We start from the raw sequence: 18,374 nt of genomic DNA on the forward strand, positions 1-18,374 counted from the left end.
CAGCGATTGATCGCCCGCGCGAAATCGGCGATGCGGACGTTGGACGGGGCAAACGTGTTTTCCAGGCCGGCATGAATGACTTCGCACAGTCGATCACGGCGGCAGCTTCCCTGATAGCCGGTCGCGATCCGGTCCTGCTCGGGATCGTCGCATTGTCGTTGCGTGTCAGCCTGCTGGCGAGCCTGCTCGCGCTGTTGATCGGCGCGCCGATCGGCGGCTGGCTTGCGATATCGAGGTTTCGCGGACGGCAGGTGGTGATCGTGCTCGCCAATGCCTGTCTCGGCCTGCCGCCGGTCGTGGTCGGCCTCGGGCTTTATCTCCTGCTGTCGCGATCCGGACCGTTGGGCTTCGCCGGGCTGTTGTTCACGCCGACGGCGATGGTGGTGGCGCAGGTCATCCTGGCGACGCCGATCGTGGTTGCGCTGGTGCATCGTCCGGTCGCGCTGCTGTGGGCGGAATATGCCGACCTGATCCGCACCGACGGCCTGTCCCGCCTGCGCAGCCTTGCGCTGGTGTTCTCGCTCGGCCGCGCCTCGCTGCTCACCGCGTTCCTCGCCGCGTTCGGCCGCGCCATCGCGGAGGTCGGCGCCATCATCATCGTGGGCGGCAATATCAGCGGCTATACGCGAACGATGACGACCGCGATCGCGCTCGAGACCAGCAAGGGCGAGCTGGCGCTCGGCCTCGGGCTCGGCGTCATCCTGCTTGCGCTGAGCGTCAGCGTCAGCACGATCGCGTTTCTGCTAGTGCGCGGCGTTGGGGAAAAATAGCTGCTCGCCGCCGACCTTGTAGCCGGCGATGGCCGACTGCCCGGCCTGCGAGATCAGCCAGTCGATGAAGGCCTGGCCGTCCGCGGCCTTCACCGTCGGATGCTTCGCCGGATTGACCAGCATCACGCCGTACTGGTTGAACAGCCGCCGGTCGCCTTCGGTCAGCACGGCGAGTTCGCCGCGGTTCTTGAACGACAGCCAGGTGCCGCGGTCGGACAGCACATAGGCATTCGACGCGGATGCCATGTTGAGCGCCGGACCCATGCCCTGGCCGATCTCGCGATACCACTGGCCCTTCGCTGAGCCGAGATTGACGCCGGCCGCTTTCCAGAGCCGCAGCTCGGCCTCGTGCGTGCCGGAGTGGTCGCCGCGCGAGATGAAGGCCGATTTGGTCGCGGCGATCTTACGCAGGGCGTCCGCGACGTCCTTGTCGCCGGCGATATGCGCCGGATCGGCCGCCTTCGGGCCGACGATGACGAAGTCGTTGTACATCACGTCATATCGCCTGGTCGCAAAGCCCTCGGCCAGGAACTTCTCTTCGGCCACACGATCATGCACGAACACGACATCGGCATCGCCGCGCCGTCCGATGTCGAGCGCCTGTCCGGTGCCGACCGCGACCACCTTCACGGCAATGCCCGAGGCCTCCGAGAAGCGCGGCAGCAGATAGCCGAACAGGCCGGACTGCTCGGTCGATGTCGTCGAGGCCACGATGATGGACCGGGTCTGCGCGAGCGTCGGGCCGGCGAACAACAGCGCGGCGGCGATCAGGAGGTTTCGAACGAACGATGCCATGTGAATGCTGCTTATCGGAGAATGATGTCGGTCACCTTGCCGCATTTCGTCCGGTGACGCAAAGCAGGCGCGATGTCGCGCGCTGCGATTGGCGGTGCTAGGGTCGCCCCGAACGAAGCAATAAGAAGGGATATCGGATCATGGCAGCAGAGAAGGTCGCGCTAGTTACCGCGGGCGGCAGCGGCATGGGAGCGGCGGCGGCGCGGCGCCTCGCGGCCGATGGTTTCCGCGTTGCGATCCTGTCGTCGTCGGGCAAGGGCGAGGCGCTGGCGAAGGAGCTCGGCGGCCTCGGCTTCACTGGTTCGAACCGTTCCAACGATGATCTGAAGCGCGCCGTCGACGGCGTGGTGGCGCGCTGGGGCCGCATCGATGCGTTGGTCAACAGCGCCGGCCACGGCCCGCGCGCGGGTGTGCTCGAACTGACCGACGAGCAGTGGCACACCGGTCTCGACGTCTATCTGATGAACGTGATCCGCCCGACGCGTCTCGTCGCGCCTCACATGCAGGCGCAGAAGTCGGGGGCGATCGTCAACATCTCCACCGCCTGGGCGTTCGAGCCGAGCGCGATGTTTCCGACCTCGGCGGTGTTCCGCGCCGGGCTCGCCGCGTTCACAAAACTGTTCACCGACAGCTACGCCGCCAGCAATGTGCGCATGAACAACGTGCTGCCGGGCTGGATCGACAGCCTGCCGGCAACCGACGAGCGGCGCGACAGCGTGCCGATGAAGCGCTATGGCAAGGCGGAAGAGATCGCCGCAACCATCAGCTTCCTCGTCTCCGACGGAGCGGGCTACATCACCGGCCAGAACATCCGCGTCGACGGCGGTTTGATGCGGTCGATTTGAGGCAACTGGTAAACCCGTCATCTTCAAGGCAAGTGAGTTTGTGACTCACAAGCGGCACCAAATGTTCGCCGGGACGACATCAAAGTGTGCGGCGCCGTTCGTACCCGTTGCGTCGCCACAACGTACGTCACCACTTGCGTCTACGCGCTGCGCGGCGCGCTCCAGGCCGCGGGCGTCACAATTGCGGCGACCTCTGATTGCGTTTGTCGTGATGACAAACTGAAAGCGCAGGGCTAGCCTTCCGTCAAATCAAAACATACGGGAGGAATGGCATGCCAGACGCAGCAGTTGCAGCACGCGCTTCAGACTCCACGCAGAGCGGAACCACGCAGCAGGTCGACGTTGCGGTGGTCGGCGCCGGCTTCGCCGGACTTTACCTGCTGCATCGGTTGCGCAAGGCGGGTTTCTCGGCGGTTGCGCTCGAAGAGGGCGCCGACGTCGGCGGCACCTGGTACTGGAATCGCTATCCCGGCGCACGCTGCGACATCCAGACCATCGACTACAGCTACACGTTCGATCCCGAGCTCGATCAGGCCTGGACCTGGTCGGAGAAATACGCCACCCAGCCGGAAATCCTGCGCTATCTCGGCTTCGTCGCCGACCGCTACGATCTGCGTCGCGACATCAGGTTCGGCACCAAAGTCACGCAGGCGACCTGGAACGATGCGACCGGACGCTGGCAGATCGCGACCAACAACGGCGCCAACGTCTCGTGCCGCTACTACATCATGGCGACGGGCTGCCTGTCGTCGCCGAAGCCGCCGGAGATCGACGGCGTCAAGGACTTCAAGGGCGAGATCTATTTCACCGGCCGCTGGCCGCATCAGGGCGTCGATCTCAAGGGCAAGCGCGTTGCCGTGATCGGCACCGGATCGTCGGGCATTCAGTCGATTCCCTTGATCGCCGAGCAGGCCGCGCAACTCACCGTGTTCCAGCGCACGCCGAACTTCGCGCTGCCTGCGGGCAACGGCCCGGCGCCGGAGGATCGCAAGACCTATTTCGAGAGCGACCGCGCCGCCTATCGCGAGCAGGCGCGCTGGTCGATGGCCGGCGTGCCCTATCCGCAGCAGACCGTGGTGAGCTGGCAACTGAGCGATGCCGAACGCCGCGAGCGGTTCGAGAAGGCGTGGGCGGCGGGCGACCTTGTCCACATCCTGACCCAGCTCTGGGCCGACCAGGCCGTCGATGTCGACGGCAACAGACTGGTCGCCGATCTGATCCGCGAGAAGATCGGCGCCGTGGTCAAGGATCCGGAGACGGCGGCGGCGCTTGCCCCGCATGATCATCCGTTCGGCGCCAAGCGTCCGTGCCTCGATACCAATTACTACGCGACCTACAACCGTCCGAACGTGACGCTGGTGAATTTGCGGCAGGAGCCGATCAAGGCGATCACCGCCAGCGGCATCTCGACCGACAAGCGCAGCTTCGATGTCGACGTCATCGTGTTCGCCACCGGTTTCGACGCGATGACCGGCGCCATCATGGCGGTGCATCCGATCTCCGGCCGTGGCGGCAAGTCGCTGTCGGACGTCTGGGCGCATGGACCGCAGACCTATCTCGGCGTCACCGTCGCGGGCTTCCCCAATCTGTTCATGATCACCGGTCCCGGCAGCCCGTCGGTGCTGTCGAACATGGCTGTCTCGATCGAGCAGCATGTCGATTGGGTGGTGGAACGGATCGCCGCGCTTCGCGACGCCGGCTTCACCACGATGGAAGCGACAGAGACCGCGCAAGCCGGCTGGGAACGGCACATGGCCGACTGCGCGACGCTGACGCTGCACCGGCTCGCCAATACCTGGTACACGGGCGCCAACGTACCCGGCAAGCCGCAAGGCGTGATGCCTTATACGGGCGGCGTCGGTCCGTATCGCAGCATCTGCAACGAGGTGGTCGGCCGCGGCATGCTCGGCTTCAAGCTCTCGGGTCCCGGCGTTGCCGAGCAATGCAATGACGGCGAGGTCGTGCGCTTGCAGCCGGATGTGCGGCTGGTGCTGAACCTGCTCGGCGAGATGAATCTGCCGCCGCTCGAGACGATGGGGGCGCAGGGCACGCGCGACTTCCTCACCGAGTTCAACAAGGGGCGTCCTGCCGGCCGCCCGGTCGGCGAGGTCGGCAGCGGCATGCTGCAGGGCGCGGACGGTCCGCTGCCGTACAAGCTCTACCGGCCGGCGACGCCGGGGCCGCATCCGATCGCGGTGTATTTCCACGGCGGCGGCTGGGTGCTCGGCGACGAGATGTCGGACGATCCGTTCTGCCGCGACCTGTGCCGTCGCACCGGCATGATCATCGTCAGCGTCGGCTATCGCCACGCGCCCGAGCATCGCTTCCCGGCCGCGGCCGAGGACGGCTATGCAGCGGCGCGCTGGATCGCGGCCCACACCGCCGAGCTCGGCGGCAGGGCAGGGCCGCTGCTGGTCGCCGGCTGGAGCGCCGGCGGCAACATCGCGGCCGTCACCTGCCAGCTCGCGCGCGATCGCGGCGGGCCCGAGATCGCGGGCCAGCTCCTGATCTGTCCGGTCACCGACTCCACATTCGACCGGCCGTCCTATGTCGACAACGCGACCGGCTATTTCCTGACCCGCGGGCTGATGTACTGGTTCTGGGACCTGTACTGCTCGCCGGCCGACCGCACCGACCCGCGCGTCGCGCCGCTGCGCGGCAAGCTCGAAGGCCTGCCGCCGGCGTTCATCGCGACCAGCGAGTTCGACCCGCTGCGCGACGAGGGCATCGCCTATGGCGACGCGCTCGCCAAGGCTGGCGTCAAGGTCGAGCAGCTCAAGGCGCAGGGCCACTTCCACTCGTCGTTCGTGATGGTCGACGTCATCATCACCGGCGTCAGCGGCCGCGTGAAGATGGCGAAGGCGCTGCGGCGCTTCGCCGGCCTGCCCGAGGAGATCGAGCAGGACAACGTTGCGACGCCGGAGGTCAACGCGGCGGCGAACTAGTGCGGGAATGTGATCAGGTGGCGCGTCATGCCCGGGCTTGTCCCGGGCATCCACCTGTTGTCGCGGGGGCGTTCCGCCAAAATATCGAAAACAACCCCATGCAAAGTAGCCGGCGGCGGCTGGCGCTCGACCAGGCGACTTGACACGTCGGGCAACTCAGGGGCATATTTCCAATATTCCGAAATCTATGCGGACGCGCCGGAATGCCGCATCCTTGCCGTGCGACGTCGTCGCGTCATGCCCTAGCCGAGCTCGAACGTCGTGACGCCGAACACGCGATCGATCCGCAATGGCGGGATCGCGCCGGTATACATCCGTGCGGTCTCGAACACCGGTAACAGCCCGAGGTCTTGCGCCAGCGCGACGGCGTCGCGGTTGATCGCGGGGACGTCGAGGAAGATCTCGCCGCCGCCTGCGCTCGCGAGCAATGCCGACAGGATGGCCTCGGCGCCGGCGCGGTCATCGGCGATGAGCGGGCCGATCTTGCGGCCGGTCCGGCAGGGGCGGATCACGCCCCAGCCGGCCAGCCTGCCGTCGCGCATCAGCGCGCGCCCGACATGTCCCGGCGTATTGATCCAGCTGCGCAGGAAGGCGGGGCGCGGGGCCGGAAACACCGTGGCGTCATCGGCTTCGATCAGCGCCATAGGCACATCGCTCAGCGCGACGATGCGGGCTTTCGGCGCAGATGGTGCGGCGACGGTGCCGCCATAGCGCACATTGGCGTAGGCAAGCGCGAAGCCGGACTTCTGGTAGTTCGCCTGCTGCGCCACCACGCCATCGAGCCCGATCACGCGCGGGCGCGCATGTGCGATGGCCGCATTCCAGATCTTCAGGCCGTGGCCGCGGCCGCGCAGGTCCGGGCGCACGATGTAGAAGCCCAGGAAGGAAAATTGCGCGCCGTAATTGACGCAGGAGATCACCGCGGCAGGCGCGCCATCGAGCTCGCCGATGGAGAAACCCTGCGGGTCCTCGGCGGCAAAGCAGGGCGCATCGGCGAGACCCGGATTCCATCCCTCCGCCGCGGCCCAGTCCACCGCGAGCGCGATCTCGTCCGGCCGCATGTGTCGGATGCTGAGGTCATTCATGGCGGATGATTACCTTCGATTTGCCATGGTAGCGCGCCGCTGTCTCCTCGTCATGGCGAGCGAGGCGAAGCAATCCATCGGGCCGCAAGAAAGAAGAATAGATTGCTTCGTCGCTTCAGCGCAAAAATGCTTTGCAATTTTGTCGCGAGCGCCTCGCAATGACGGTGCGCGATCAGCTCGCCTGCTTCGGCCGGTACGCCGCGAAGAACACGCGCGTCGCGCTGTCGACGACGGTTGCGATCCGCTCCGGCGAGGGCGACGGCTTGGCCTGGAAGATGAACGCCTGGAACAGCGTCGCCTGGCACATCTGCATGAATTGCCAGGCCGCGAGCTGGTAGTCGTCGATCACGAGCTCGCCGAGCGCGGCGCGCGCCTCGAGATAGGCGGCGAAGCGGTCGACAGTGTGGGCGATGACGTGGGTGTAGAACCGGCTGCCGAGCTCGGGCATCCGCTCGGCGATCGCCATCACGGTGCGGATCGCCGAGCCGCCGCCGGGCCGGCACAACACCGCGACATAGGCGCGGCCGAACTCGGGGAGGGTGGTGTCGACGTCGCGCGCCGGATCGAAATTGAAGGCGACCTGGCCCTGCTCGAGTTTTTCCTCCTCGACGATCGCCGCGAACAGCCCGGCCTTGTCGGGGAAATAGACATAGAGCGTGCCCTTGGAGACGCCGGCAGCGCGCGCGATCTCGCCCATGCTCGCGCCGTCAAAGCCGAGCTCCAGGAACACCTTGCGGGCGCCGTCCAGGATCTGGCGGCGTTTCGACGATTCCTCCTCGCCGACGGACTGGAGGGAGGTTTGGGGCGCTGCAACCATTGATTTAGCTTCTCGGGAAAGAACTCAACCCATAGTAGGAAAGGGAAGAATCGAAGCCTTATAATCTGGCAGATGGGAATATAGATTGACCGAACCGTTCGGTCAATGGTATCTTGGGAGTGACGATGCGCCGCACGGCCCTTATTCCGCCATCGCGCGCGTCGAGATTTTTTTGGGGAGCCTCGGCTATGGCCGCAGCACGGGATCAGGCTGCACGCATTGTTCGTTCCGGGCCCGAGATGGCCGAGGACGCGATCGCGCGCGATGCATCCGCCGATCTCGGCGAGCAGGGCCGTGCTGATGAAGCCAAGCGTCCCGCAGAGGCGCCGCCCGCTTCTGCGCCCGAGCAGCCGGCGGCTTCGTCCGCTGCGGCGCCGGCGCCGAAATCCGGCAAACGCAAATTCGTGATGATGGGCGTGGTCGGCCTGCTCGCGCTCGCCGCAGCAAGCTATGCCGCCTATTACCTGATGGTTGGGCGCTTCTACGTCTCGACCGACGATGCCTATGTCCGCGCCAACAACTCCATGCTCGGCGCGCGCGTCGCGGGCCATATCGCGGCGATCCTGCCCGGCGACAACGCGCTGGTGCGCGCGGGCGACGTGATCTTCCGGATCGATGACGGCGACTACCGCATTGCGGTCGACGCCGCGCGCACCCGGATCGCCACCCAGCAGGCGACGATCGAGCGCATCGGCCGCCAGGTTGCGGCGGCGGTGAGTTCGGTCGAGCAGGCGCAGGCCCAGCTCGTGTCGGCGCAGGCCGGCCTGAAGCGCGCCGATCTCGATTTCGACCGCCAGCAGGCGCTCAGCACCAAGGGTTTTGCCTCGCGTGCGACGTTTGAAGTCTCGGAGGCCGGCCGCGATCAGGGCGCGGCCAGCGTGCGATCCGCGCAGGCGGCCTATGATGCCGCCAAGGACAATGTCGAGGTGACCAAGGCGCAGCAGGCCGAGGCCCGTGCCCAGCTCGCCGAATTGCAGACCCAGCTCGCCAAGGCCGAGCGCGATCTCGAATTCACCAACGTCCGCGCGCCGGTCGACGGCACCTTCTCCAACCGCCTGGTCAACACCGGCGACTATATCAACGTCGGCCAGCGGCTCGGCAATGTGGTGCCGCTCGACGGCGTCTACATCGACGCCAACTATAAAGAGACCCAGCTCAAGCGCATCCGCACCGGGCAGCGCGTGACGATCAAGGTCGACGCCTACGGCTTCCGCAAGTTCACCGGCCTCGTCGACAGCATTTCGCCGGCGGCGGGCTCGGTGTTCACGCTGCTGCCGCCCGACAACGCCACCGGCAACTTCACCAAGATCGTGCAGCGCCTGCCGGTCCGCATCCGCGTGCCTGCCAGCGTCGCCAAGCAGGGCCTCTTGCGCGCCGGCATGTCGGTCTACACCACCGTCGACACCCGCGAGGGCGCGGCGGACGCCGATGCCGAAACCGATCTCGACGCGCCGATGATGATCCATCCGCAGTGATGTCTTGAGAGCAGGCGGCATATGACGTCTGATCGGAGAATTGCCGCATCAACTGTCCACCTCTCCCCTTGTGGGAGAGGCATAGGCCGCCTTTGGCGGCCGTCTCCAAGAACGCCGAAGCGAAGCTTCGGCTACGTTGCATCGCCAGATGCAATCCGGGTGAGGGGTTCCGGCCTCTCGTGGGACCTGCGACCCCTCACCCGCGCCTTCGGCGCGACCTCTCCCCAACGGGGAGAGGTGTTAGGAAGCAGCGAGCTCATAGCCCATGGCTGATACGACCACTGCTTCGCCCTCAATGATGACCGGCGCCCCGGAGTCCGAGCGCATCCAGCCGAAGCGGCTGGTTGCCTTCATCATCATGGTGTTCGGCATGTTCATGTCGATCCTGGACATCCAGATCGTCTCGGCCTCGCTGTCCGAGATCCAGGCCGGCCTGTCGGCCTCTTCGACCGAAGTGTCGTGGGTGCAGACCGCCTATCTGATCGCCGAAGTGATCGCGATTCCCTTGTCCGGATTCCTGTCGCGCGCGCTCGGCACAAGGCTGTTGTTTGCGATCTCGGCGTTCGGCTTCACCGCCTCGAGCCTGCTCTGCGGCTTCGCCTCCTCGATCGAGCAGATGATCCTGTGGCGCGCGCTGCAGGGCTTTCTCGGCGCCGGCATGATCCCGACGGTGTTCGCCTCGGCCTACACGATCTTCCCGCGCACCAAATTCCACATCGTGGCGCCGATCATCGGCCTCGTCGCGACGCTGGCGCCGACCGTTGGCCCAACCGTCGGCGGCTACATCACCGACCTGATGTCGTGGCACTGGCTGTTCTTCATCAACATCGTGCCCGGCGTCATCATCACGGCAGGCGTGCTGGCGCTGGTCGATTTCGATCAGCCGAATTTCGCGCTGCTCGAGCGCTTCGACTGGTGGGGCCTGATCTTCATGGGCGGCTTCCTCGGCTCGCTCGAATATGTGCTGGAGGAGGGTCCGCAGTATGAGTGGCTGCAGGACACTTCGGTCGCGATCTGCGCCGCGGTCGGCTTCGTCTCGGCGGTCGCGTTCTTCTGGCGCGTCTTGACCGCGGAGGAGCCGATCGTCGATCTCTACGCCTTCTCCAACCGCAACTTCGCGGTCGGCTGCGTGCTGCAGTTCTGCATCGGCATCGGGCTCTATGGCTTGACTTATGTCTATCCGCGCTATCTCGCCGAGATCCGCGGCTACAGCGCGCTGATGATCGGCGAGACCATGTTCGTCTCCGGCGTCACCATGTTCTTCATGGCGCCCGTGGTCGGACGGCTGATGCAGAAGGTCGATTTGCGCTACATCATCGCCTTCGGCCTCGTGACCTTCGCGCTCGGCTCCTGGCAGATGACCTGGATCACCCGCGACTATGATTTCTACGAGCTGCTGCTGCCGCAGATCCTGCGCGGCATCGGCATGATGTGCGCGATGGTGCCGACCAACAACATCGCGCTCGCCACATTGCCGCAGGATCGCGTCAAGAACGCCTCCGGCCTGTTCAATTTGATGCGCAATCTCGGCGGCGCGGTCGGGCTCGCCGTCATCAACGAGGTGCTCAACGACCGCACCGACCTGCACATCTCGCGGCTGCATGACCGCGTGACCTGGGGCAACACCACCGCGGTCGAGACCCTCAACATGTTCGCCCAGCGCATGCAGGGCATGGGCGATTCCGCCGTCATGGCGATGAAGCAGCTCTCGCAGATCGTGCACCGCCAGGCCGCGGTGATGGGCTATGGCGACGCCTTCTTCATGCTGTCGCTGTTCTATGTCGCGCTCAGCCTTCTGGTGCTGTTCGTCAACAAGCCGCCGTCGATGACCGCGAGCGGCGGCGACGCGCATTAGGTGGTGTCATCTGTTTTCGTAGCCCGCATGAGCGAAGCGACATGCGGGACCGATCTCAGCAGTTCATCACCGAACGTGACGCGGCCCCGGATATCGCTTCGCTCATCCGGGCTACGAAAGTGTGCCGATGTCGCCGGGTTGAGTGCATCGCATCGGCCGCGGGCTGCGCCCGGTCGCGTGAATAGCTGATATCGTCGACACATTGACGCACTCACGCCGATGTTACCTTGCCAATCGCGCGTGATGCATTTATAAGCAGCGCTTCCTTACTCGAACCGGGGAGATGCGCATGAAGTCGCCTATTTCGCAGATCGCGCGCCCGCGTTCGACGGTGCTGGACGCTTTTACGCGTTAGCTCCCGGCGCTGATCGGGCCTGATCCCCGATCAGCAAAACTTCCCAACAATCTATCGACAATTTCCAGCGGCGCTCGCGGTCGGATTCCGCCCGCACGTCGCCTCAGATGGAGCCGGCTCGCGCTGCAAAGGCGCGGCCGGAATGTGCCATGACCTCTCTGACGACCAAGCGGCCGGCCGCGATCCGGATCGTGCTTCCCTTTGTCTTCCGCCATTGGCTGGAACAGCCGCTCCGTGCCTCCGCGGTGACGGCGGGATTTCTCGGCGCAACCGCGGCCGACCTGTTCATGCCGGTGTTTTCCGGCCATCTGGTCGACGCGCTGACCGCGGGCGCCACTGATGCGGCCGCGCGCCATGCGGCGATGCTGGCGTTCGGCGCCATCGTCGGCCTCGGCGCGCTGTCGCTGGTGCTGCGGCTGGTCGGCATCCAGACCATCGTGCCATTCACGCTGAAGACGATGTCCGATGTCGGGCAGCAGGCCTTCATGCGGGTGCAGCGCTTCTCGACCGACTGGCACGCCAATTCGTTCGCCGGCTCCACCGTGCGCAAGATCACGCGCGGCATGTGGGCGCTCGATTTGCTGAACGACACCATCCTGATGGCGCTGCTGCCGTCGGTCGTGGTGCTGGTCGGCTCGATGATCCTGCTCGGCGTGCATTGGCCGCAGCTCGGCGCGGTGATCGCGGTCGGCTCGGTGATCTATGTCGCGATGACCATGGTGTTCCAGGTGCGCTACGTCGCGCCGGCCGCGCGGGTCTCCAATGCGTGGGACACCAAGGTCGGCGGCACGCTGGCCGACGCCTTGACCTGCAACGCGGTGGTGAAGTCGTTCGGCGCGGAGACGCGCGAGGACATCAGGCTCGATGGCGTCATCAGCCGCTGGCGCCGGCGGGTGCGGCGGACCTGGTTCCGCTACAACCACACCTCGACGGCGCAGCTCGTGGTGCTGCTGTGCTTCCGCGCCTCGGTGATCGGCGGTGCGATCCTGCTGTGGGCGCAGGGCCGCGCCACGCCGGGCGACGTCACCTATGTGCTGACCAGCTACTACATCATCCACGCGTACTTGCGGGATGTCGGCATGCACATCAACAATCTGCAGCGTTCGGTCAACGACATGGAGGAACTGGTGCAGATCCATGGCGAGCCGCTCGGCATCGTCGATGCGGATGACGCCGGGACGATCGACATCCAGGGCGGCCGAATCGTGTTCGACGACGTCACGTTCCACTATGGCGGCCATCGCCGGCCGCTCTATGACGGGCTTTCGGTCGACATCGACGCCGGCGAGCGGGTCGGCCTGGTCGGGCGCTCCGGCTCCGGCAAGACGACCTTCGTCAAGCTGGTGCAGCGGCTCTACGACGTCTCCGCTGGCCGGATCCTGATCGACGGTCAGGACATCGCCAAGGCGACGCAGCAATCGCTGCGCAGCCAGATCGCGATCGTGCAGCAGGAGCCGATCCTGTTCCACCGCACGCTGGCGGAGAACATCGCCTATGGCCGGCCGGGCGCCGGCATGGAGGCGATCGAGCAGGCGGCGCGGCTTGCCAATGCGCACGACTTCATCATGCGGCTGCCGAAGGGCTACGGCACGCTGGTGGGCGAGCGCGGCGTCAAGTTGTCGGGCGGCGAGCGGCAGCGCGTGGCGCTGGCGCGCGCCTTCCTGGCGGATGCGCCGATACTGATCCTGGACGAGGCGACCTCGAGCCTCGATTCGGAATCCGAGGCGCTGATCCAGCAGGCGATGGAACGGCTGATGAAGGGCCGCACCTCGATCGTGATCGCGCACCGTCTCTCCACGGTGCGCAGCATGGATCGCATCCTGGTGTTCGACCGCGGCGAGATCGTCGAGCAGGGCACGCATGAGGTGCTGGCCGCGCGTCCCGGCGGCATCTATCGCGGCCTGTTCGAGCGCCAGGCGACCGAGTTCGGTCAGGCCGCGGCTGAGTGAGCGAAAGCGCGTGGCTGATGGACATTTGTCCTTCAGCCACGCGCGAATGCATTATTTCGGCGCCAGTCCGTTCCACACCAGCGCGACGCCGGACAGGAACAGCAGCAGCAGCACGACGTCGGAGAAATTGCGGTCGCTGAGCGCGTGATAGAGCCGCGCGCCGAGCCAGGCGCCGAGCAGCGTCCCCGGAAACGCGCACGCCACCAGCCAGATGAGCTCGGGCTTCACGAGGCCGCTGGCGATCTGCACGCAAAGCGCGGCCGCCAGGATCGTGAAGTTGAAGATCTGGAACACGCCGCGGCGCTGCTGCTTGCCCCAGCCGCGCACGCTGGCCCACAGGATCGGCAGCGGGCCGGACAGTCCGGCGAGGCCGCCGAGGATGCCGCCGGCAAATCCGATCGCGCCGTCGGCCCATTTGCCGCCGAAGGCGATCGACATCGGCTTGCGCTGCAGGAACAACGCGGTCGGGAACACCAGCAGGAAGACGCCGATGGTCAGCTTGAAGACTTCAGGATCGGCCCGCGCGATCAGCAGGATGCCGATCGGCACGCCCGCGAGGCCTGCGATGACGAACGGCCAGACCAGACGGAAATCGATGCTCTTCCAGATCGACGGCAGCGTCGAGAGTTGCGCGATGACCGAGCAGACCAGCACCAGCGGCACCGCGAGCGTCGGCGGCAGCACATAGAGCCAGATGCCGAGCGCCATCAGCGCGGTGCCGAAGCCGGCAAGGCCGGAGACGAAACCGCCGGCAAGCGCGCCGAAGAACAGGATCGCATAGCTTGCCGGAGTCATCCTCATCTCGTTCTTATGATCGTTGCCGGGACGTTTACACGACGCAAGCTGTGGGTACACTTCAAAATCGCGGCTCATCAACGATAATCGGAACGGAAGCATCCCATGACTGCGAATTCGCAAAAAACCTTTCTGGTCTGTCACGGCGCCTGGTCGGCAGGCTGGGCATGGAAGAAGATGCATTCCCTAATGCAGGCCGCCGGGCATCGGCTGGTCACGCCGAGCTACACCGGGCTCGGTGAGCGCGCGCACCTTGCGCATCAAGGGCTCGACCTCGAAGCGCATATCCAGGATGTGCTCAGCGTCATCAGTTACGAGGACCTGCACGACATCGTGCTGATCGGGCACTCCTATGGCGGCATGGTCGCGACCGGCGTCGCCGACCGGGTGCGCGAGCGCATCGCGCAGATGATCTATATCGACGCCTTCGTGCCGCGCGACGGCCAGTCGCTGTTCGATCTCAACGAATCGGCCATCGAGACCATGCGTGAGTTCGCGAGCGATGGCGACGGCTGGCGTATTCCGCCGATGCCGGTGCCGCCGGACACGTCCGCCGCCGACGTCGAATGGCTGACCGCGCGGCGCGTCGACATGCCGATCAAATGCTTCGAGCAGAAATTGAGGTTGAAGCACGGCGAGACGAGCCTGCCACGCAGCTACATCTACGCCACCCGCGCCACGCAGGCCGACACGTTCCGCCAGTTCGCCAACCGCATCAAGAACGAAGCCGGCTGGCGTTATTTCGAGATCGACGCCAGCCATTCGCCGAACGTCACCGCGCCGGAGGCGCTGATGGCGATGCTCATGGAGATTGCCGCCTAGTCGGCGGCGCATTGCTCTTGAAAACGCCGCCGCGCGATGGACCGCAGGTGCGGGCTCTCCGCCGGGTGGCGCGGCCCGCACGCATGCTGTGAGATCAGTCGGCGCTGGCCTTTTCCTGCATCGCCGCCTGCAGTTTTTTGATGTCCGCGGGCGTGAGTTGCGGCCGGTCGACCTCGATCGTGAGTTTGTTGAGCTTGGCCGTCAACGGGAATGGGGGCTTGTAGTCTGCATCGTTCACGCCCGTGAGCGTGTCGGAGCCGACGTCGAAGCTCTCATCCCACTGCAGGATCATCGGCAGGGTCTTCTGCATTCGCTTCGTGGCGACTTCCTTGCCGTCTACCTTCAGCGTGCCGGTGCCGGGCTGTGCCAGGCCGCTGAAGTTGTTGTACTGCAGCGTGCCAGCACCGATGCCTTCGTATTTGAAATCAAACTCGACCGTATGTCGGCCTGGCGACAGTGCATCCGGACCTTCCCATTTGATGCGTTCGAGGTCGACCATGTTCCATAGGAACACAGGCTTGCCCTGCAGCAGGTAGAAGCCATAGCCGGCGAAGCGGCCTCCGGAGGTCAGGATCATGCCCTCGGCGCCGCCTTGCGGCACGTCGATGTCGGCGGTGATCGTGTAGGAGGCGTTGAGCAGCAGGGGCGAGTCACCCTGCGGCAATCCCGTCATCGGCCGCGTGTACACGAATTCCTTGCGACCGGCGGTGATGTTCGGGCGCGGTGCCACGATGCGGGCCGCGACGGAAGCATCGAGCGGGAAGACCTGGTACTTCTTGGCTTCCGCAACGAACTTCTGCCGCATCTCCTTTACCTTTTGCGGGTTCTGCGCCGCGATGTCGTCGGTCTGGCTGAAGTCCTTGTTCAGGTTGTAGAGCTGGAAGACCTGGTTGTTGAGCGGATCCGGGTTCGCCGGACCGAACGCCTCCCACGGCGCACGGTTGACCTTGGTGGACAGCATCCAACCGTCGTCATAGAGCGCCCACTGGCCCATCATCTCGAAGTACTGGGTCTTGTGGCGGGACGCGATCTTGGCGTTCGCCTTGTCGAAGGTGTAGGCAAAGCTCGTGCCTTCGATTGGCGCCTGCTTGATGCCGTCCACCATTTCCGGCGGTCGGATACTGGCGGCCTCGAGGATCGTCGGCACGACGTCGATCACATGCACGAACTGCTCGCGCAAGGCTCCCTTGTCCTTGATGCGTGCCGGCCATGACACCACCATGTTCTGGTTGATGCCGCCGAGCCTGGAAGCGTTCTGCTTGAACCAGTCGAACGGGGTATCAAATGCCCATGACCAGCCGGCCGACATGTGGTTGTAGGTCTGTTCGGTGCCCCAGACGTCGTAGAACTTCATCTGTACATCGACCGGGAGTTCATTCAAGCCGTTGAAGAACGCAACTTCGTTTGGCGTGCCGAGCGGTCCGCCTTCCGCGCTGGTGCCGTTGTCGCCGTTGATGTAGATGACGAGCGTGTTGTCGAGCCTGCCGAGGTCCTGGAATTGCTGGATCACGCGGCCAATCTCGTGGTCGCTGTAAGCGGCGTAGGCGGCAAAGACCTCGACCTGGCGGATGAAGAGTTTCTTCTCATCGGCGCTAAGCTGGTCCCACGGCTTCAGCATTTCCTTGGGCCATGGTGCCAGCTTGGTGTCCTTCGGAACCACGCCGAGCCGCTTCTGGTTCTCCAGGATGCGCTCGCGCACCTTCTCGTAGCCGTCGTCGAACAGGTGCATCGCGCTGATCTTGTCCACCCAATCCTTGGTCGGGTGATGCGGCGCATGCGTCGCGCCCGGCGCATATTTGATGAAGAGCGGCTTCGACGGATCGGTCTGGTGCATCCGTGTCATCCAATCGATGGCGTCGTCCGCCATCGCGGTGACGAGGTTCCAGGTGCCCGGGGGCTTGCCCTGGAACGGATAGATCTGCGTCGTGTTGCGGAAGAGATTGGGCTCCCACTGGTTGGCGTCGCCTCCGACGAAGCCGTAGAAATACTCGAAGCCCATGCCGATCGGCCACTGGTCGAACGGGCCGACCTGGCTCGCCGTGTAGACCGGCGTGTTGTGGTCCTTGCCGAACCAGGACGTGCCGTAGCCATTGTCGAGCAGGATCCGTCCGATCGTCGCCTTGTCCTTGCCAATGATGCTGTTGTAACCGGGGAAGCCGGTCGACTGCTCCGAGATCACGCCGAAGCCGGCGGAATGGTGATTGCGTCCGGTGATCAGCGCCGCGCGGGTCGGCGAGCAAAGTGCGGTGGAGAAGACGCGGTTGTAGCGCAGGCCCTCATTGGCGATGCGGTCCATCGTCGGCGTCGGGATGACGCCGCCAAAGGTGCTCGGCACGCCGAAGCCGGCGTCGTCGGTGATGATCAGGAGCACGTTCGGTGCGTCCTTGGGCGGGGCGACACGCGGCGGCCACCAGGGCTTCGATTGCAGGGCGCCGTCCTTGATAACGCCGCCGAACTTGGGATCGGGTGGCGGAAGCTGCCTTCCGTCGATCGCTGCCGTGGCGCTGGGCGAGCCGGGTGCAGCGGTGTTTTGCTGGGCTAGCGCCGAAGTGGAGATGAGCAATCCAAGGGTAAGAGCCGACACAGCTTTCGGGCAATGCATGGTGACGCTCCCAATTCAAAAAATATGGGCAGCGTCACTTATTACGCCGTTGCAACATTGATCTAAGTCAAGCCCGGGAAAGCGCGGGTGGAGATTGGGCTGATCCCGGCCAGGTCAGCGGCATTGACCAATGCCGGCGAAATGCCGCGCCGCGCGTCCGTTTCAGCATGCGGGAGGCCGCGCGCAACCGCGACAGCTGGCGCATCCCGCCGATGCCGACGCCGCGTCGAAATCAATCAGACGCGGTTGTTGCCCGGGTCATGCACCGCGCGCGTCGCGCACGGCCTGAGCGACCTTTGTCGCCTGCGATACGCGTCCGATCTTCGCGCCTGCAACGATCTTTCGTCGGCGTTCGCTCGGCTTCGACGCCATGCCTTCGCTCGCGGTGGCTCCAGCCGGGGGACGCGTCGTGAAGTTCGCGGCCCGGTGCAGTGCGAGGGCCTTTCGAGCCGCTTCGACATGTGCCGTCCGGGCTGCCAAATTGTGCTGACGCCGGAGCTCCGTGTTGACCCGTTTCAGCGCTGCCGCGAACACCTGCTTACGCTCCGAAGCATGCTTGGCGGTTCCCGGAAAGCTCGTGCCGCGAGCCTCGGCCTTTCCGCGGCTCTCTCGTTGCTTTTGGCGGCCGACCGTTCGCTCCTTGTCGCGCATCTTGCGCAAGCGGGGTCGCATGGCCTCGAGCTCAGCCACCTCGACGCTGTAGATGGCGGGATGATGCGTCAGGCGGATCGCCTCATATTCTTCATGGCTGAGGATGCTGCGTTCGAACTTGCAGGCGACCGACATTCCTATTCCTCCTTTTGATCTTCTTGAATCTCGGGGCAGAAGGACACGTCCGGCTCTGGCGGATCATAGCTGCAATGCCGCCGGATGGCTAATCCGCCACTATGCAAACTCGGCCAGCGCTTCGATCGCAGCGATCGATTGCCTTGCTATGGCGTCAAAGCACAGTGGCTGCTACTTTTCTGCTTCGTCGTCCTTGAGACGAATCCCCTCAGTCCGCAGAGCCGCAAAGAGAGCCGCGATATCTTCAGGCTCCATACTGTTGGGACACATCCCGTTCAGTTGCTCGGTTGTGATCGTGCCGCTGCTCCTGGCGATGTCCCTTGCCTTCGCCATGATCTTCTGAAGGTCCATTTGTGCTCCTCCGCGAGGGACATACTCTACGCCCGCCACCCATGCATGTCGCCTTCCAAGAAATGCGAGCCTGCGGCTGCACTGAAGCGATCGGTTGGCTTCGCTCCGAGTTGAGACAATTTCGTTC

The 18,374-nt window shown here is 65.0% G+C and carries 14 protein-coding genes; 7 read left to right on the top strand and 7 right to left on the bottom strand.

Features of this window, described 5'->3' with window-relative positions; translation table 11 throughout:
- Positions 1-71 precede the first annotated feature (71 nt).
- Positions 72-770, top strand: coding sequence for an ABC transporter permease (locus JEY66_RS13850; protein ID WP_016845814.1), 699 nt, complete (start codon positions 72-74; stop codon positions 768-770).
- On the opposite strand, the gene JEY66_RS13855 is transcribed toward JEY66_RS13850, so the two are convergent.
- On the bottom strand, positions 744-1,565 hold the full coding sequence (locus JEY66_RS13855) for an ABC transporter substrate-binding protein (protein ID WP_016845815.1): 822 nt from the start codon (positions 1,563-1,565) through the stop codon (positions 744-746). The two genes, JEY66_RS13850 and JEY66_RS13855, sit on opposite strands and share 27 nt — an antisense overlap.
- A 140-nt stretch (positions 1,566-1,705) precedes the next feature.
- On the opposite strand from JEY66_RS13855, the gene JEY66_RS13860 reads away from it, so the two are divergent.
- Positions 1,706-2,410: an SDR family oxidoreductase gene (locus tag JEY66_RS13860; RefSeq protein WP_016845816.1), complete on the top strand. Its 705-nt coding sequence runs from the start codon at positions 1,706-1,708 to the stop codon at positions 2,408-2,410.
- A 272-nt stretch (positions 2,411-2,682) separates the two neighbouring features.
- Positions 2,683-5,355 carry a flavin-containing monooxygenase gene (locus JEY66_RS13865; protein ID WP_026193145.1) on the top strand — a complete coding sequence of 891 codons (2,673 nt, stop codon included), beginning with the start codon at positions 2,683-2,685 and terminating at the stop codon, positions 5,353-5,355.
- Between the two features lie 242 nt (positions 5,356-5,597).
- Here the strand turns inward: JEY66_RS13865 and JEY66_RS13870 are convergent, their stop codons facing one another.
- On the bottom strand, positions 5,598-6,440 hold the full coding sequence (locus JEY66_RS13870) for a GNAT family N-acetyltransferase (RefSeq protein ID WP_016845818.1): 843 nt from the start codon (positions 6,438-6,440) through the stop codon (positions 5,598-5,600).
- Between the two features lie 172 nt (positions 6,441-6,612).
- A complete protein-coding gene (locus tag JEY66_RS13875) occupies positions 6,613-7,257 on the bottom strand; it encodes a TetR/AcrR family transcriptional regulator (protein ID WP_016845819.1) in 645 nt (214 codons plus the stop codon).
- Positions 7,258-7,445: 188 nt separating this feature from the next.
- Here JEY66_RS13875 and JEY66_RS13880 point away from each other — a divergent pair, with 188 nt between their 5' ends.
- The 3 genes from JEY66_RS13880 to JEY66_RS13890 all read left to right on the top strand — a co-directional run bounded on the left by JEY66_RS13880 (position 7,446) and on the right by JEY66_RS13890 (position 12,891).
- Positions 7,446-8,732: an HlyD family secretion protein gene (locus tag JEY66_RS13880; RefSeq protein ID WP_026193144.1), complete on the top strand. Its 1,287-nt coding sequence runs from the start codon at positions 7,446-7,448 to the stop codon at positions 8,730-8,732.
- Between the two features lie 265 nt (positions 8,733-8,997).
- Positions 8,998-10,587 (top strand): DHA2 family efflux MFS transporter permease subunit, encoded by a 1,590-nt coding sequence (locus JEY66_RS13885; protein ID WP_026193143.1) that lies wholly within the window; start codon positions 8,998-9,000, stop codon positions 10,585-10,587.
- A 504-nt stretch (positions 10,588-11,091) separates the two neighbouring features.
- A complete protein-coding gene (locus tag JEY66_RS13890) occupies positions 11,092-12,891 on the top strand; it encodes an ABC transporter ATP-binding protein (protein ID WP_026193142.1) in 1,800 nt (599 codons plus the stop codon).
- A 51-nt stretch (positions 12,892-12,942) separates the two neighbouring features.
- Here JEY66_RS13890 and JEY66_RS13895 read toward each other — a convergent pair whose 3' ends face one another.
- Positions 12,943-13,686 (bottom strand): sulfite exporter TauE/SafE family protein, encoded by a 744-nt coding sequence (locus JEY66_RS13895; protein WP_018273026.1) that lies wholly within the window; start codon positions 13,684-13,686, stop codon positions 12,943-12,945.
- Between the two features lie 105 nt (positions 13,687-13,791).
- On the opposite strand from JEY66_RS13895, the gene JEY66_RS13900 reads away from it, so the two are divergent.
- Complete coding sequence (locus tag JEY66_RS13900; protein ID WP_016840041.1) at positions 13,792-14,508, top strand: alpha/beta fold hydrolase; 717 nt, start codon at positions 13,792-13,794, stop codon at positions 14,506-14,508.
- Positions 14,509-14,602: 94 nt separating this feature from the next.
- On the opposite strand, the gene JEY66_RS13905 is transcribed toward JEY66_RS13900, so the two are convergent.
- The 3 genes from JEY66_RS13905 to JEY66_RS13915 all read right to left on the bottom strand — a co-directional run bounded on the left by JEY66_RS13905 (position 14,603) and on the right by JEY66_RS13915 (position 18,247).
- Positions 14,603-17,110: an arylsulfatase gene (locus JEY66_RS13905; RefSeq protein ID WP_050994022.1), complete on the bottom strand. Its 2,508-nt coding sequence runs from the start codon at positions 17,108-17,110 to the stop codon at positions 14,603-14,605.
- A 258-nt stretch (positions 17,111-17,368) separates the two neighbouring features.
- On the bottom strand, positions 17,369-17,896 hold the full coding sequence (locus tag JEY66_RS13910) for a hypothetical protein (RefSeq protein ID WP_016840043.1): 528 nt from the start codon (positions 17,894-17,896) through the stop codon (positions 17,369-17,371).
- Positions 17,897-18,067: 171 nt separating this feature from the next.
- On the bottom strand, positions 18,068-18,247 hold the full coding sequence (locus JEY66_RS13915; RefSeq protein ID WP_018273024.1) for a hypothetical protein: 180 nt from the start codon (positions 18,245-18,247) through the stop codon (positions 18,068-18,070).
- Positions 18,248-18,374 lie beyond the last annotated feature (127 nt).

Source organism: Bradyrhizobium elkanii USDA 76 (genome assembly GCF_023278185.1).
Lineage (GTDB): Bacteria > Pseudomonadota > Alphaproteobacteria > Rhizobiales > Xanthobacteraceae > Bradyrhizobium > Bradyrhizobium elkanii.